Annotated in this window: 1 protein-coding gene; it reads left to right on the top strand. The window is 41.0% G+C overall.

What is annotated here, in order from left to right; translation table 11 throughout:
- A partial coding sequence (locus AC5O77_RS22280) for a helicase-related protein (RefSeq protein WP_494507233.1) occupies positions 1–576 on the top strand: 576 nt, incomplete at both ends.

Below are 576 nucleotides of genomic sequence, written 5' to 3'. Positions count from 1 at the left end.
GCCTTATCTAAATATGGGGTTGAAGATGAACTTACTGACGATAGCCAACCAATGAAAAGAGCGGTGGCTTTTTGTCAAGTTATTGAAAAAGATTATAGAGGCTCAAAGCATAAAGTAAGCTCTAAAGCCATTGCTGAAATGTTTGATACGGTGGTAACCGCCTATCAAGAACAAGAAATTGAAGCGCTCAAAGCAATTGATCCTAACCTTACTCGTGATCAATCGCTCACGCTTAAATGTAAGGCTGAACACGTTGATGGCTCAATGAATGCCAGCGAGAAAGCAGGAAAAATTAATTGGTTAAAAGCAGAAACAGAAGAGAATACCTGTCGCATTTTATCGAATGTTCGTTGTCTTTCAGAAGGCGTTGATGTGCCAGCACTTGATGCGGTGTTATTTTTAACCGCCAGAAACTCGCAAGTTGATGTCGTACAATCCGTTGGGCGTGTAATGCGTAAAGCGGAAGGCAAAAAACGTGGTTATGTCATTTTACCCGTTGTCATTCCAGCCAATAAAACACCGGAAGAAGCCTTGAATGACAACGAAAATTATCGTGTGGTATGGCAAGTATTAAAC

This window comes from Stenotrophomonas sp. INTA L402-1, assembly GCF_059295135.1.
Note: the sequence above shows the minus strand (reverse complement) of the source record. Positions and strands in the feature narration are given on the sequence as shown.